This is a genomic window from Phycisphaerales bacterium (assembly GCA_016699835.1).
GTDB lineage: Bacteria > Planctomycetota > Phycisphaerae > Phycisphaerales > UBA1924.
In genome coordinates, this window is record CP064987.1 from 735,435 (window position 1) to 750,348 (window position 14,914).

General features: G+C 65.5%; 14 protein-coding genes. 10 read left to right on the plus strand and 4 right to left on the minus strand.

Annotation, left to right across the window (positions count from 1 at the left end; translation table 11 throughout):
- Positions 1 to 172 precede the first annotated feature (172 nt).
- The 4 genes from IPK69_03090 (at position 173) to IPK69_03105 (ending at position 4,101) form a co-directional block, all read left to right on the plus strand.
- Positions 173 to 1,204: a rod shape-determining protein gene (locus IPK69_03090; GenBank protein QQS09620.1), complete on the plus strand. Its 1,032-nt coding sequence runs from the start codon at positions 173 to 175 to the stop codon at positions 1,202 to 1,204.
- 78 nt (positions 1,205 to 1,282) lie between these two features.
- On the plus strand, positions 1,283 to 2,200 hold the full coding sequence (locus tag IPK69_03095; protein QQS09621.1) for a hypothetical protein: 918 nt from the start codon (positions 1,283 to 1,285) through the stop codon (positions 2,198 to 2,200).
- Positions 2,197 to 2,775 (plus strand): hypothetical protein, encoded by a 579-nt coding sequence (locus IPK69_03100; GenBank protein ID QQS09622.1) that lies wholly within the window; start codon positions 2,197 to 2,199, stop codon positions 2,773 to 2,775. The genes IPK69_03095 and IPK69_03100 overlap by 4 nt, the downstream gene beginning before the upstream one ends.
- Positions 2,776 to 2,823: 48 nt before the next feature.
- Positions 2,824 to 4,101, plus strand: coding sequence for a hypothetical protein (locus IPK69_03105; protein QQS09623.1), 1,278 nt, complete (start codon positions 2,824 to 2,826; stop codon positions 4,099 to 4,101).
- A gap of 187 nt (positions 4,102 to 4,288) precedes the next feature.
- Here the strand turns inward: IPK69_03105 and IPK69_03110 are convergent, their stop codons facing one another.
- Positions 4,289 to 6,031 (minus strand): DUF11 domain-containing protein, encoded by a 1,743-nt coding sequence (locus tag IPK69_03110; protein QQS09624.1) that lies wholly within the window; start codon positions 6,029 to 6,031, stop codon positions 4,289 to 4,291.
- Positions 6,032 to 6,328: 297 nt separating this feature from the next.
- Complete coding sequence (gene guaA / locus IPK69_03115) at positions 6,329 to 7,897, minus strand: glutamine-hydrolyzing GMP synthase (GenBank protein ID QQS09625.1); 1,569 nt, start codon at positions 7,895 to 7,897, stop codon at positions 6,329 to 6,331.
- 134 nt (positions 7,898 to 8,031) lie between these two features.
- On the opposite strand from guaA, the gene IPK69_03120 reads away from it, so the two are divergent.
- From IPK69_03120 to IPK69_03135, 4 genes are all read left to right on the plus strand, one after another.
- Positions 8,032 to 8,337 (plus strand): HEAT repeat domain-containing protein, encoded by a 306-nt coding sequence (locus IPK69_03120; protein QQS09626.1) that lies wholly within the window; start codon positions 8,032 to 8,034, stop codon positions 8,335 to 8,337.
- A 7-nt stretch (positions 8,338 to 8,344) separates the two neighbouring features.
- Entirely contained in the window at positions 8,345 to 8,932 is a 588-nt protein-coding gene (locus IPK69_03125) for an ATP-binding protein (GenBank protein QQS09627.1), read from the plus strand.
- Complete coding sequence (locus IPK69_03130; protein ID QQS09628.1) at positions 8,919 to 9,266, plus strand: STAS domain-containing protein; 348 nt, start codon at positions 8,919 to 8,921, stop codon at positions 9,264 to 9,266. Before IPK69_03125 ends, IPK69_03130 begins: the two co-directional genes overlap by 14 nt.
- 193 nt (positions 9,267 to 9,459) lie before the next feature.
- Positions 9,460 to 10,221, plus strand: coding sequence for an ABC transporter permease (locus tag IPK69_03135; GenBank protein QQS09629.1), 762 nt, complete (start codon positions 9,460 to 9,462; stop codon positions 10,219 to 10,221).
- On the opposite strand, the gene IPK69_03140 is transcribed toward IPK69_03135, so the two are convergent.
- Complete coding sequence (locus IPK69_03140; protein ID QQS09630.1) at positions 10,222 to 11,832, minus strand: glycosyltransferase; 1,611 nt, start codon at positions 11,830 to 11,832, stop codon at positions 10,222 to 10,224.
- A 146-nt stretch (positions 11,833 to 11,978) separates the two neighbouring features.
- Between IPK69_03140 and IPK69_03145 the strand changes: the two genes are divergently transcribed.
- Together IPK69_03145 and IPK69_03150 are read left to right on the plus strand one after the other, a co-directional pair.
- Positions 11,979 to 12,689: a PH domain-containing protein gene (locus IPK69_03145; protein QQS09631.1), complete on the plus strand. Its 711-nt coding sequence runs from the start codon at positions 11,979 to 11,981 to the stop codon at positions 12,687 to 12,689.
- A 248-nt stretch (positions 12,690 to 12,937) separates the two neighbouring features.
- A complete protein-coding gene (locus IPK69_03150) occupies positions 12,938 to 13,288 on the plus strand; it encodes a hypothetical protein (GenBank protein QQS09632.1) in 351 nt (116 codons plus the stop codon).
- Positions 13,289 to 13,425: 137 nt separating this feature from the next.
- Here IPK69_03150 and tig read toward each other — a convergent pair whose 3' ends face one another.
- A complete protein-coding gene (tig, locus tag IPK69_03155; GenBank protein QQS09633.1) occupies positions 13,426 to 14,841 on the minus strand; it encodes a trigger factor in 1,416 nt (471 codons plus the stop codon).
- Between the last annotated feature and the right edge of the window lie 73 nt (positions 14,842 to 14,914).

The window sequence follows — 14,914 nt, forward strand, 5'->3', positions numbered from 1 at the left end:
GAATGTTCCGCCCAGTCTGCCAAACGATGCTGGAATCGGGACTTGCGGCCACCAAACCATGGGCCTTGGAGAGGGCGGCGCGGCTACGCTTGGGGGCATGGATTTGTGATCCTGGATTGTCCGGCCCGCCGGAGGCGGGTGAGGAGTTGCCGTGTTCCTAGTCGATCGCTTGATGGGATTGTTCAGTGTCGACATGGGCATCGACCTTGGCACGTGCAACACGCTCGTGTCGGTCCGTGGCCAGGGGATCGTGCTCAACGAGCCGAGCGTCGTGGCGGTCCGCAAGGGAACGAACGAGGTGCTCAAGGGCGGCGAGGCCGTCGGCTGGGTCGCGAAGGAGATGCTCGGAAAAACTCCCGGCACGATCACGGCGATCCGCCCTTTGAAGGACGGCGTGATCTCGGACTTCGTCATCACCGAGGCGATGCTGAACTACTTCATCCGGAAGGTGAACGGCAAGAGCCGCATGTTCCCGCCGCGCGTCGTCATCAGCGTCCCGAGCGGGATCACGGCGGTGGAGAAGCACGCGGTCTATGAGTCGGCGGCGAAGGCCGGGGCTCGTCAGACGTTCCTGATCGCCGAGCCTGTGGCGGCGGCGATCGGCGCGGGGCTTCCCTTCACCGAGGCGACGGCGTCGATGATCGTGGATATCGGCGGCGGGACGACCGAGGTCGCGATCATGTCGCTGGGTGACATCGCCACGTGCGAGTCCATCCGCGTCGCGGGCGACGACATGGACGAGGCGATCATCAATCACATGAAGCGCACGTACAACATGATGATCGGCGAGCAGACCGCTGAGCGCGTGAAGATCGAGATCGGCTCGGCCTCGCCCCTGGAGCGTGAGGCGACGATGGAGGTTCGCGGGCGCGACATGATCTCGGGCCTGCCCCGCAAGACGAGCGTGACGAGCGACGAGATCCGCGAGGCGCTGATGGAGCCGGTGCAGGCGATCATCGAGGCGATCACGCGGACCCTCGAGCGGGCCGAGCCAGAACTCGCGGCGGACCTTGTGGACAATGGCATCGTGATGGCGGGCGGCGGGTCGCTGCTCCGGGGCCTTCCCGAGATGGTGCAGAAAGCGACGGGTCTCGCGACGGGTCTGGCCGACGATCCGCTCACGTGCGTCGCGCGGGGGACGTCCACGTTTCTCGAGAACTTCGACGAGTGGAAGGACACGCTGGAGAGCGGCCTGACCACGTAACGGTTGATTTCAATAGAGGCGGCGGCGTATCCGCCCATGAACATCTCTTGAACGTGTAGCGCGGATCCGCATGACGCGATGACGCCGGCACAAGACCAGCACGACGCAACGAGCCGCCTGATCTGGCCTGTGGTGGGTCTGCTCGTGATTCTGGCGCTCCTGCCGATCCGATGGACGGCGTGGGCGGCCTCGACGCGGGCGATCCTGGAGCCGATGGTGGCCCCGGCGATGTGGCCCTTTACAAAGATCGCGCACGTCCTCCGTCCGCCGCCGGGGCGCGAGACGAGCGAGCAGTTGCGGCAGGCGGAGGAAGAGGCCGCCCGCTGGCAGGCGCGGGCGCTGCAACTCGAACTGGAACGAGACAACTTGCTGAAGGTTCTGGAGGACGCGAAGTTCTTCTCCGGGCTTGACGCCGGGCTGAACGTCCGGAGCATCCGCGCGTCGGTGTATGGGTCAGCGTTGGACGTGCCCGGAGGCGGGCTTCGCGTGCGCGCGGGGACGACGCTTGGCGTCGACCGTGACACGGTGGCCGTGGGCCCGAGGCTGCAGATCATCGGGCGCGTCGTCGAGTTGCAGGCGCGAACGTGCGTCGTTCGACCGATCACGGCGAAATCAAGCGAGAAGATCGGGGGCGAGGTTATCGTCGAGATCGATGGCACCAAGACCGAGAGCCTCCGGTGCGCGCTCGTTGCGGTTGGGAACAACCGCCTCCGCGGCGACATCGTGGACACCAAGGCCGACGCCTCGGGGAAGACGCTCGAGCCGAAGGTTGGGCAGACGGTTCGACTGATGGACTTTGGCTGGCCCCGGAGCGCCCAGCGGCTGGTGCTGGGGACGATCGTGTCAGTGGAGCCCTCGCCGAACCAGTTGGGTCGGGTGAGCGTGGTGGTCGAGCCGTTGGTCGTGCCGCTGGATCGCGTGAGCGAGGTGACGCTGCGCGTGATCCCTCGTGAGTCAGACAACGCGGGGATCGGCGGAAGGCGGGGGACTGAGTGAAGATCCTTCCCTTCCTCGTGCTGGCGTGGTTGTTCCTTGGGGCTCAGGGCGGGCTTGCCGAAGCGTTCTCGATTTCCGTGGGCCGGATGGCGGTCGTTCCGGGATTGGTGTTCGCGCTGGTCGCGTGGATCGGCGTGTGGGCGACGGTGCCGGCGGCACTGTGGAGCGCGATCCTGCTTGGGCTGGCGTGCGACCTTCTGTGGGGCTATCCGAAAGTCGGCGGCGTCGGCGGGACGGCGTACATCGTCGGGCCGAACGCGCTCGGGTTCTTCCTGGCCATGCAGTTGATCCTGTCGCTCCGGGGCGTCATGAACCGCAAGAACCCGATGGCGTACGGCGTGCTGGCGATCCTCGGCAGCGTCACGGCCCAGGCGATCGTGATCGCGGTCCTCAGCGTGCACAGAATCTACGGCGACGCGATCGACTGGCAGGCGTCGCACGAGGTGGGCACGCGGCTCGCGGGATCGGTCTACACGGGCGTGGTGGCCCTGGTCGTGTCGTATCTCCTCCTGCCACTGCACGGCGTGATGGGGTTCCCGGCGATGGCGTACCGACCCGGGTCGCGCCGGTTCTAGCGGATTGCGACAAAGTGGGTCCGCGGCGGCCCGTACACTGTGGGCCTCATGACCGCCACGATCGTGTATGACGACGCCCGGGGACTGCTCGCACCGCTCACGGACCTCCGCGCGGCGTTCGACGTGCGCACTGGCGCGCTCACCACGCTCGAGCGCTTCTCGCGGATGCACGATATCGACGTGGTGGGTGTGCGCGTGGGCACGCGGCTGGAGGCGATCACGAGGGAGCGGCATGGGGACCTGGTGAACGCGCCGGCTCGCGGTGCTGGTGATTCCGCGAGCGGTGTGGTGCGCGTGATCAACGGGCGGTGCCCGGTGCCGCCGGGGACGCTCGCGGCTCTTTCCCCTGGGCAAGCACTCGTGGAAGAGATCGACGGCGTGGAGGGGGATCTGATCGGGGCGCTCGTGCCTTGGGATCGCGTGGAGCGTGTGATCGAGGGGCTGATGAGACCTCGGGATGAGGATGAATCGGCGCGGGGCGTGCTGGAGGGGCTGGAGATCGTGCGTGAGCCGGGGCGGTGGCTGATGTCGCGCCCGTGGCATGTGCGGACGTTTCGGGATCGGGCGCTGGCGATGGACATCGACCTGCTGCTCCAGGGTCGGACGATGGAGCCGCCGTTCGGGACGCTGGGCCTGGGCGAGGCGCCGATGTGGGTGGAATCCACGGGGATTGTGTATCCGGGCGTGACGCTGGACATGGAGCACGGGCCGATCGTGATCCGCGATCACGCGGTGGTGAGGCCGGGGGCGATGCTGATCGGGCCGTGCGTCGTGGGCGAGCACTCGACGGTGCTCGAGCGGGCGACGATCCGCGCGGGGACGGCGATCGGGCCGTGGTGCAAGGTGAACGGCGAGGTCGGCGGGACGATCTTCCAGGGGTTCGCGAACAAGGCCCACGATGGGTATCTTGGTGATTCGCATGTCGGCGAGTGGGTGAACCTGGGCGCGGGGACGACCAACAGCAACCTGCTCAACACGTATGGCGAGGTGATCGGCCGGGCGACGCCCGATGGGCGCAACGAGCGGACGGGGGAGCAGTTTCTGGGAGCGATCCTGGGCGATCACGTGAAGACGGCGATCTGCTCGCGGCTGATGACGGGGTGCATCGTCGGGACGGGGTCGATGCTCGCGACAACAAGCCCAACGAGCGGGTGTGTGCCGGAGTTCACGTGGGCAACCGATGCCGCGGGAACGACGCAGGCGCAGCACCGCCCGTACCGGTTCGAGAAGTTCCTGGAGGTCGCGCGGGCGGCGATGGCGCGGCGGAAGGTGGAGCCGAGCGCGGCGTACATCGAGGCGATGCGCGGGCTTGCGGATCGTGGGTGACCGCGAGAGCGCCTTGAACTGTTGATCATGTGCTGCGGAAGCATGTCGTTGAGGAAGCCCCATGCGGAGTGTGGGGGTACCCGGAGGGGCAATGCCGAGGCCAATTATAAAAACCGGCGGACCCTGTGGGGCCCGCCGGTTGAAGAGTCATGTTGTCATCGCCGAGTGATCGGCGAGATGGTGTTGATTACTGGGGGACGGCGTTGAACTGCTCGTCGTTGCGGACGGTCCGCTTGAACTCGTTGCAGCTCGTGGTGGTCTCGATGCCGTGCTCACCGGCGGCGGTGGCCTTGACGAAGATGTCGAAGGACTTCTCTTCGCCGACGGCGAGGGTGCCGATGTTCCAGGTGATGGAGTTGCCGGCGGCCTGCTGCCCGCCCGCCCAGGTGGAGCGGATGAACTGCGAGCCCTCGTCGAGGTTGCCGACGACCTTGATGTTGGTGAGGTTGGTCTGGCCCTGGTTCTTGATGACGAAGGTGTACTTGTGCTCCTCGCCGATGTTGCGGACGCCGTCGAAGTCCTGGATGCCGGTGCCGATGTCCGGGACGCCCTGGAGGGTCGTCACGCAGTTGGCGGTGGCGCGATCGGAGCAGCCGCACTCGGCCATAGCGTCGACGGCGAGTGTGCCGGCGGTCGCTTGGCGGAGGACGAGGGTGACGGACTTGGTTTCCGCCGGGGCGAAGTTGGCGAAGGTCCACTCGGCGCGGTTGCCGGAAACGCGGGCGCCGTCGCTGCTGCCGACGACCTGGGCGCCGGCGGGAACGTTGGCGACGAGGCGGGTCTGGCCGCAGGCGCCGTCACCGGTGTTGCTCAGGGTGAGCTTGTAGGTGGAGTCACGCCCGATGAAGTTGGCCTTGGGGCAGTCCATGGCGAGGGCGAGGGTGGGCTTCTTGGCGACGGTGGCGACGGTCTCGCTGGCGGCGGAGAGGCTGCCATCGGCCGAAGCGGTGGCGCTGTTCGAGCAGGCGCCGGCCTTGGTGGGCTTGACGGTGAAGGTCATCTCGCGGGACTCGCCGGCGCGGAGGTCGCCGATGGCGAAGTTGGGGGCCTTGCCGTCGCACCAGTCGAGGCACTCGGGCTTGTTGTAGTTGACCTTGACGTTGCTGGCGGTGCCCGTGCCGGGGTTGGTCACGACGATCTTGACCGGGTAGCAGTCACAGGCGGACGTGACCGGGGGCGCGGAGATCGCGACCTTGAGGTCGGGGGAGACAACGTTGGTGGCGAGGCAGAGGGAGGAGTTGTAGGAGACGGTGGCGCAGCTGGTGAGCTGGCCCTGGCCGGTGGCCTTGCCGTCGACGGTGATGGTCTTGACCTCGCCGGGGCCGAAGGAGCCGAGGGCCCAGGTCATCTGCTCCGGGGGCTTGCCGACGGCGCCGGGGTTGGAGCCGGTCATCTGGAAGTTGGAGGCGCACTGATCGCGAACGACGACGTCGTTGAGCGAGTTGCGGGTGAGGTTGGTGACCTTCATCGTGTAGGAGAAGGGCTGGTTGAGGCGGACTTCATTGGGGAAGTCGCGCTCGAGGAGGAGAACGCTGGTGGTTCGATCGCCGGTGGGGAAGGCCATGGCGCTGGTGACCATGCCGCGACCGCCGAGGCTCGAGGCCGTGGTGGTGCTGGTGTTGGTCGCGGCCGGGGGCTTCGCCGTGGTGGTCGTGGTGGTCGACGATGTCGACGCCGTGGTGATGGCGGCGGGCTTGGTCGAGGCGGTGCTCGTGGTCGCCGGCTTGGCGGCGGTCGAGGTACTCGCCGTGGCGGGCTTCGCGGCGCTGGTCGAGGCGCTGCTCGACGAGACGGCGGTCGACGTCGCGTATTTGTTGTGGTTGAAGGTCTTGGTCGTGCTGGACGCCGTTGACCCCGTGTCAGTACATCCCGCGGCGGCGGCGATCACAATCGCCGTCAACCCCAGGCCGATAGAACGCAGACTCCTCATGTCGGACTCCTTGAAAAACGTTGAAACGTGTAACAAACGCACTTTTTTTGACCCCGCCACGATGGCTATTCGCAGCCTCTCTCGACGACCAATCAGCGATTCCGACTGGGCGAGCGGGTCCATCCGCTGGAATACGGACCAAAAGGTTAGTCATTCCCCCAAGAGGTTGCCACTTCTCGGGCATCAGAAAATTCACATTCCTGTGTCAAATTCTACAGAGATAAGGTTCTCGGACGGGTTTGTCCTAAGTTGTCGCGCAGATCTCGCGCGAACATCGGGGCACGGTGCGGGTGTCCGTTACTCCCACTCGATGGTCGCGGGTGGCTTGCTGGAGATGTCGTAGACGACGCGGTTCACGCCGTTGACCTCGTTGATGATCCGCGTGCTGACCCTGGCGAGGAGTTCGTGGGGAAGTCGCGACCAATCCGCCGTCATGAAGTCCTGGGTCTCGACGGCTCGCAAGGCGACGACGCTGTCGTAACTCCGACCATCGCCCATCACGCCGACGCTTCGCACCGGGAGCAGGACGGCGAAGGCCTGGCTGATGGACTGGTAGAGTCGATCCGCGACGATCTCCTCGATGAAGATCTCATCGACCTCGCGGAGGATGTCGAGTCGCTCGCGGGTGACCTCGCCGAGGACGCGAACGGCGAGGCCGGGACCCGGGAAAGGGTGCCTCCAGACGATTGTTGAGGGAAGGCCCAGCACCTCACCGAGACGGCGTGCCTCATCCTTGAAGAGTTCGCGGAGCGGCTCGACGAGTGTGAAGCCGAGATCGGCGGGGAGGCCGCCGACGTTGTGGTGGAGTTTGATGCCAGCGGCCTGTCCCGAGTGCCCGTGACCGGATTCGATCACGTCGGGGTAGAGCGTGCCCTGGGCGAGGCAGGTCGCGTTGGGGATCTCTCGCGCGGCGTGCTTGAAGACCTTGACGAATCGCGCGCCGATGCGGCGGCGTTTTTCCTGTGGATCGGTGACGCCGGCGAGATCGCCGAGAAAATCGTCGGCGGCGTCGGCGACATGCAGATCGATCTTGAAGTGATCGCGGAAGGTCGTCTCGACGGACTCGCGTTCGGCCTTGCGGAGAAGGCCTGTGTCCACAAAGACGCAGTGGAGTTGCTCGCCGATGGCCTTGTGGAGGAGGGCGGCGGTGACGGCGGAATCCACGCCGCCGGAGAGCCCGCAGACGACGTGGCTGTCGCCGACGGTCTCGCGAATGCGCTGGGCGGCGGACTCGGCGAAGTCGGCCATGCGCCAGGTGGCCTGGCACTGGCAGACGTCGTGGAGGAAGGCTCGGATCATGTCCGTGCCGTGGGGCGTGTGGGTGACCTCGGGGTGGAACTGCACGCCGAGGAACCTGGTCGTGGGCGTGGTGAGACGGACGGCGGCGTTGGGACAGTTGTGGGTGGTCGCGAGGACATCGACCTTTCCATCGCCGATGGATTCGACGATGTCGCCATGCGACATCCAGACGGTGGTCTTATCTGGGACGGCGACGAAGAGATCGGAGCGATCGTGGATCGTGATCGCGGCGCGGCCGAACTCTCGGGCGTGTCCCTTGCGGACCTTGCCTCCCAGGAGGTGGCAGGCGAGTTGCATGCCGTAGCAGATGCCCAGAACGGGAATGCCGAGTTTGAAGATCTGCGGGTCGCACGTGGGCGCACCGGGGTCGTAGACACTGGAGGGCCCGCCTGAGAGGATGATGCCCTTGGGCTTCATGGCCTTGAGTTCGGCGGCGGAGATAGAGGGGGCGACGAGCCAACTAAAGACGCCGGCCTCGCGAACGCGGCGCGCGATGAGTTGGGCGGTCTGTCCGCCGAAATCGAGGATGGGGACCACTTCGGAATGTGCGGCCTGGGCTGGGGTCATGCGGAAGGGTGTCCGATAGAGGAAGGGAGAAGATTAGAGGGGAGACGGCCCAAAGGCGCGGGGTAGCATTGATCGTGTCGCAGACTTTCACAGTTTCATGGCGCCGCATCGTGTTGGGCGCCGGTTTCGGAGCGATGTCGATCGCGTTGGGATCGTGCCGACCGACGGCGGAGGCGAGCTTTGATTCGGCCGAGCCAGCCGCACGGAACGCGGCAATCGTGGAGGCGGCGGCGAAGCAGGATCGGAGCGCGATCCCCGATCTTGTGCGGATGCTCGAGAGCGACGACCCGGCGACTCGGTTGCTGGCGATCCAGACACTGACGCGACTGACGGGAAATGATCTCGGATACGATGCTCGTGATTCTCGCGTCGTCCGTTCCGAGGCCGTGGAACGTTGGCGGGCGTGGGTCGAGGCGGAGGGTCTGGGAAAGTCTCGATAGTGTGGCCATGAGTCTCAACCCACTCATTCCGACGTCACGAAGCGCCACGCCCGAGGTGCGGCTTGAGGTGACGAGCAATCCGATCTTCCTGAGCGGAATCCGTGAGTTGGTGCATGGCGTCTGCCGGCGTTTGGGATTTCATGAGGCGAACTGCTCGCAGGTGGCGCTCGCGGTGGACGAGGCGCTGTGCAACGTGATCCGCCACGGGTACGACAAACGGACCGACGGGCATATCTGGATGTCGCTGTATCCGTATCAAGTAACCGCGGCGGGGCAGAGTGAGCCGGATCTACACCTCCAGATCGTGCTCGAGGACGAGGCGAGGCAGGTCGATCCGGCGACGATCAAGAGCCGGGATCTGAGCGACATCCGCCCGGGGGGGCTGGGCGTGCACATCATCAAGGAAGTGATGGACGAGGTGCGGTATCAGCAGCGCTCGCCGGCGGGGATGCGGCTGGAGATGCTGAAGAAGCAGGGGCCGACGGCGAAGCGACTCGAATGCTGCCCCGATCCGGAGTGTGGCGACAAGTCGAGCGGCTCACCGGCAACGAAGAACCAATCGATGAAGTCTGGAGGGTGCCATGGCGAGCGGTGATGCATTGTCGGTGAAGGTGTTCAATCGCGATGGCGCCGCCGTGCTCGCCCCGACGGGGGAGATCGGGTACCAGGAGGCGCCGGCCTTCAAGAACCACATCAAGCAGGCGTACGAGACCAAGCCCTCGAAGATGGTCGTGGACCTGACGGGGGTGAGTTACATGGGCACGCCGGGTGTGGCGACGCTGGTCGAGGCGTTGCAGGTCTCGCGGAAGACTCGGACACCTTTGATCCTGTGCTCGTTGAATGAACGCGTGCGGGCGATCTTCGACATTGCGCGGCTGACGACCGTCTTCACGATCACGGACACGCTGGACGAGGCGATGGCGCAGTAGGCGGGCCTTGGGTCGTCAACAGGCGTCGTGTCTCGTGAGAATCGGTCGCGGCATCGTGCAGAAACAACGCCGGTATCGTCGATGAACTCGGGCAGGTATGCCGAGCGATTCGCCACATCCTGAGCACGACAGGGCCATTAGGGCCGCGTTGATTGTTCGACCAGTCGAGCGGGTCGGGGGTTTGTTCCTGCGCTTGCTCGATCACATTGGCCGGGTCGTGATGCTCGTGCTCGAGGCGGCCCGGTGGCTGTGGCGGGGGCTGGTCCGCAAGCGCGTCCGTATGGGGCGCGACGCGATCGTTGCCCAGATTGTGCGCGTCGGTGTCCGGTCGATCTTCATCGTGGCGCTCGTGTCGGGGTGCGTGGGGCTGATCCTGGCATTCCAACTCGCCCCGCCGCTCGATGAGTTCGGGCAGCGCGATGCGGTGGCGAACATCATCGCGGTCGCGGTGCTGCGAGAACTAGGTCCGTTGATCGGGGCGATCGTGCTGACGGGGTTCGCCGGGGCGTCGATCGCGGCGGAGATCGGGACGATGGTCGTCTCGGAGGAGATCGAGGCGCTCGAGGCGCACGCGCTCAACCCGGTGCGATTCCTCGTGGTGCCGCGCGTGGTCGCGACGATCCTGAGCATGACGGCGCTGGGCGTGGTGGCGAGCTTTGTCGCGATTGTCGCCTCGCTCTTCATCTCGGTGACCGTGCTGGACATCCCGCTCACGACGTATATCGACAACACGCTGCGCCAGGCGAAACTCGTGGACTTCTACACGGGCGTGGGGAAGGCGACGGTCTTCGGGCTGCTCATCGGCGCGATCGCGTGCGCGAACGGGCTGAAGGTCTCGGGCGGGGCCGCGGGCGTGGGCAAGGCGACGACGGGGACGGTCGTACAGAGCGTCGTGTCGATCGTGATCGCCGACCTGCTCTTCACGGCGATCTTCTACGCCCTCAAGTTGACGTGATCACATGGTGGGCTCGTCGCGGTGAGCGATGGCGTCGGCGTACACCCGCTCGATTTCCGGGGCGTGATCGCTCATGCTCTTTGGAGGTGTCACGTTTGCTCGGAGCGTGGCGAGCGTTGAGGGATTGGCCACGAGATCTCGGAGCGTTTCGGCGAGGGCGGCCACGTCGTTCGCCCGGAAGAGCAGGCCATTGTGGTTGTGGGTGATCACGTCGGGGATGCCGCCGGCGTTGGAGGCGAGGACGGGGACGCCGCAGGCGAGGAACTCGAGGACGGTCTGCGGGCCGTTGTCCCACCAGGCGCTGGGAACGACGCCGAGGTCGATGTCCTTGACGAGGATCGGGATGTCCGTGTGGGCGTATTCCCCTTCGACGACGACCCGCGCGAGTTTCGAGGCCAAGCGGCGGAGTCGCGGTGTGATGCTCGCGACATCTTTGGCGTGCACGCTGAGGTCGAAGGCCCGGGCGATAGAAGGCTCGAGCGACTCGAGCGCGGCGACGAGCACGGGGAGGCCCTTGGCGACGTTGTGGTAGCCAAGGAACGCGAGACGGATCGGACGGGAGAAGCCCGTGTTCGAGGCTTCGGGTGGTTTGTAGATCTTCCCGCGAGAATCGAGCATGGCGGTGGCATGGCCGGTCATGGTCGTGCCGATGGCGAGCGTCTCGATTCGATCTGAGGCAACGCCCAGGCTCTCGAACTTGTCGGCGACGAATCGGGAGACGGCATGGACCCGATCGCAGGCATTCAAGGCACGGACCATCGCGAAGCGGCGTCTGGCGTACTCGTTGGGCTCACGCGTCGACTTTGGTTCGGGATGGATGGTGTTGTCGAAAGGTGTGCCGACAGATTCGTCGATGGCGTTGCTCGACGCGGGTGCCTCGAATCGCTCTGGAACGGGGCGAGCGGCCTCTGGAGTTGACGCAAACCCCGCGAGCCATTTCCTGGCCCCGGTCTCGAGCACGGGGAGCGCGATGTCCTGGCCCTCCACCTTCGGATCGGCGAAGACGACTCGCGCGAGGGAGCGATCGACTCGGGTCCTGATCTCGGCGACGTGGCTCGGGGCGTTGACGCATGCGACACAGGCGTGCCCATTCTCGAAGTTCTCGCAGACGCGTGCGGCGTTCTGGATGAGATAGATCTGGGGGCACACGGTGTGGTAGTTGTGGAGGCTGTAGACGATCGCGGGGCGTTTGCCCGCGGCGCCCATGGCCTTGATCGCGGGGATGACCCCGGCCGTCAGCCCCTCGATGTTGTGCAGATGGACGACATCGAGATACAGCGAGCGGAGAAGGTCAAGGATCTTGGATTCGAGTTCGAGGTTGGCGACCTCGCCCAAAGGATTTCTGAACTGGAACCACGACGGCGCGACGACGGGGGAGTTCACGACGTCGTAGGTCTCGATGCCCTCGACGCTTTCGAGTCGGCGGATGTGGGTGGGCCCGGGGCGTCTGAGCCAGGCGTCGGGGGAGTAGGTGAGCCCTGAGGAAAGCGCAAAGAGCGTGTGCCCACGGCCCATGAGTTCATGGGCGAGGGCGTAGGCATAGCCGTTGACGCCGCCTCCCATCGAGGCGCCGAGGGCGATGGGGGCCCAGTTCACCATGAGGACGCGCATAGCGGAAGCAGCGTAGTCGATCTTGAGGGGCGCACGCGGGTGGCACGCCCGATTCAGCCACGGATGATGCCATGCAACAGCGACGGCGAGCCTCCCAACAATCACCGGGACGTCACCGGATTCGAAAGGACCCATGGGAGCGACGCGTGCTTGCTGTTCGATGCGACAACTGCGATGTTCTCTTTGAGGTCGAGGGCGACAAGGCGGGGCAGAAGGTCTCGTGCCCGGAGTGTGGCGATGTGACCTTTGCGCCCCTGTCAGGCCGACCCGACACACCCAAGGCACACTCGGCTGGATCGAAGTCTCGTCATCGTGGGAGCGACAACGAGACGCGAGAGTCGGTGGATGAGCGTGCATCGGCCGAGGACCGGGCGGTGAAGGCCGGCTTGCCGCCAGCACGCGGGCCCGAGGTCGAGGTATGCGTGATCCGTCCCTCGATCATCCGATCCAAGCCCGGGACGTTTGCCGCGTTGTGCGCGACGCTTGTGATCGGGCTGATCGGCGGCGTGATGGCTCTCTCGGCCGGCCTGATTCCCCTCGGCGCGATCGCGATCACGCTCGCCGGTCTGGCCGGCGCGTGGATGGCGGTCTGGCGATTCTCCATCATCGGGTCGTATCTCCAGATCACGACGAAGCGCACGGTCGAGCATGTCGGGATCTTCAGCAAGCGCACCACCGAGGTCCTGCACCGCGACATCCGCAACTTTCGCACGAGCCAGACCTTCTGGCAGCGTGTCTTCGGTGTGGGGACGGTCGAGATCGACTCGGCCGCCGACGCGAACACCGAGATCGTGATGGAGAACGTCCCCAACCCCCGGCGGATCCACCAGATGATCGATGTCTATCGCCCGCTTTGAGTCGCGTTTGATGTTCGACGCAAGGAGGTAGAGGTGGGAAGCAACAGGCGGGACGCCTGTTCCACGAGATTGGGTAGGCCGCGGGGGCGGGCAGTGGCATGGGTCGCTACGCCCGGCTCTGTTGATTCTAGTTTTGGTGAATTCCTCGCCTGGGCTTGATCCGAGATTGGCAGCGGACCGATATCAGGCCTACAACCCGAGGCAGTGGGCCGACGCGTGGGCGTTCGACCCCTTGACGAGGATCGCCGATGACCTGGTTCTCCAAGACACGCCTGAAGGTGCTGACGTATGTCGTGGGGATTCTTTTGGCCGCGCTCGGCGTGCTGTCCATGACGGCGCTCCCGGCGTGGGTCGTGCTGGCGCCGATTGTGGCCGCGGTGGCGATGGTGATCAACACGACGGCGTCTCGGCTGGCCAGCCCCACGTGCCTGCACTGCGGGCATGACGTGAAGGACACGCCGCACGGGCACTATGGCGCGATCTGCCCGGAGTGCGGCTCGTTGGCGTTCTCGGGACGAAACGACGATGCGGCTCGGGCTGGGACGAGTGACATTCTTGAGGATGCCGGCGACGACGTGAGCGACGACACGGTCGCCTGACTCTGCTCGAAGGTCTACACAGTGCAAGTCCTGGTCACCTCGGCCTCGACATTCGGCGTAACCGAACTTTCAAAGAAACATGGCCTGTCCGCTGGGGAACAGGCCATGTCGTTATGGCTTGATGTCTGACGCGAGCGTCAGGACTTCTTCTTGGACTTGGCGCCCTTGGCCTCGGCGTCGCCTTCTTTGTCGCTGAACTTCTTGTTGAACTCGTCGAGGGAGACGTCCTTGGTCTTGGCCTTGGTGAGGATCGCGTCCATGGTCTTGTGGTCGCGAATCTGCTGGAAGACGGCCCCGACCTGATTGGTCTGGATGAGTTCCTGGCGGAGCTTCTCCGGGCGGACGCCACGCTCGCGGGCCATCATGAAGATGCGGTGGTTGACCTCGGCGTCGTCCACACGGACCTTGAGGTCCTCGGCGGCCTTGGAGAGCACGAAGAAGAGTTTCAGATCGCGGACGGCGACGGCGGCGGAGGCGTTGCGCAACTCCGCCATGTGCTCCTCGATCTCCGCGGGCTTCACGCCGCGATACATGAGTTCCATGCGCCGGCGCTCGAGCGTGCGGACGGCCTGCTGGGCGGTGAGGCGCTGGGGGAGGTCCATCTTGATTTCTTCGACGAGGTGCTTGGCGACCTGCTGCCGCATGAGCGACTGCTGCTCGACCGTGGCACGCTCGCTGAGGCGCTCACGGATGGCATCACGCAGGGCCTTTTCGTCGGCGACGCCGAACAACTCGGCCATCTTCTCGGGGGCCGCCTGCACGATGCGGTCCACTCGATCGACCTTGAAGGTGATGGTGAGGTCGTTGTTGCGGATCCCCTCGACCTCGTGGTTCTCAGGGCCTTTGACCTTGACGGTGAGGTCGGCGCCGGGCTTGGGCGAGCCGATCTGCTTGGTGAAATCGTCCACGACGACGCCCAGGATCATGCCCTTGCCGTTCTTGTCCTTGGGCGGGACCTGGATGACAGCGCCGGGGATGTTGTAGAACTCGGTCCCGTCCTTGCCCTTCATGATGGCGTGCCCGGTGCAGTAGTCGCCGGCCTCGGCGGACTCGCGCGACTCGAGTTCGCCCTCGTTGATGCAGAGATTCGTGAGTTCCTTCTGCACCATCTCGTCGGTGACCTCGATCGCGGGCTTCAAGATCTCCAGCCCGTCGAACGCGGGCATCTCGAACTCGGGCATCACCTCGACCTCGAGTTCGAAAGAGAGCGCTTTGCCCGGCTGGAGATCGATCTTCGCGAGCGACTCGCTCGTCGGGTCCCCCACCACCGCGAGTTTGTGGTCCTCGACGGCCTTGGAGAAGGCGGCGGCGACGAGTTGGTTCTTGGCCTCACCACGCACGCTCTGCCCGAAGCGCTTCTCGACGAGCGCCCGGGGGGCCTTGCCGGGGCGGAAACCGGGGAGGGCGGCGGCGGCGACGAGCGTGCCCATCGAATCCTCGAGTTTCTCATCCACCGTGGCGGCGGGGATCTCGATGTGGATCTTCTTGCGGCTTGGGCCGGCGTCAGAGATCTTGACGGTGTTGGGACGCTCCTGGGTCGCGCTGCTCGACATGACTATTCGCTCCGTGTCGCACGTTGGGCATGGCGGACGCCGGAGCGTCAAGCCATGGGTCGGGGCCATGGTT